Genomic DNA, 452 nt, shown 5'->3' with positions numbered 1-452 from the left:
GCATCTCGCAAACCGCAGCGATCATGAAAGCGGCCTACAAGCTGCCGGCCAAGGACGGCATGGCCAAGCTCGAGACGCACGCAGCGTGGCTCAAGGCCGAGCACCCGGATGCCTCGGCGGCGCTGCTCGAAGGGCTGGAGGAAACGTTCACGGTCAACGAGCTGGGCCTGACGCCGGCGCTCATGCGCGGGCTGTCGACGACCAACCTCATCGAGAACCCCAACGGCGCGGTACGTCGCGTCGCGGGGCGTGTGAAGCGCTATCGCGATGCCGACATGGCGGTGCGCTGGGCAGCAGCGGGGTTCCTGGAAGCCGAGAAGCACTTCCGGAAAATCCTCGGCGTGAGCGAGCTCTGGGTGCTCGCCGCCGCCCTGAAGCGTTCGCCCTCGAAATCCAACATTGACCATGATCGCAAGGTCGCATAATCTATGCCGCACCCGCCGTCCCAACCT

General features: G+C 65.5%; 1 pseudogene. It reads left to right on the top strand.

From position 1 onward, the window contains the following. Positions 1-425: pseudogene (locus HWX25_RS33050) on the top strand (IS256 family transposase); the annotation flags it as partial. Positions 426-452 lie beyond the last annotated feature (27 nt).

The sequence above is a fragment of the Burkholderia sp. BCC1640 genome (assembly GCF_902833125.1).
In the GTDB taxonomy this organism is placed as follows: Bacteria; Pseudomonadota; Gammaproteobacteria; order Burkholderiales; family Burkholderiaceae; genus Burkholderia; species Burkholderia diffusa.
The sequence above is the reverse complement of the archived record's forward strand: the minus strand, read 5'-3'. Positions and strand labels throughout refer to the sequence as shown.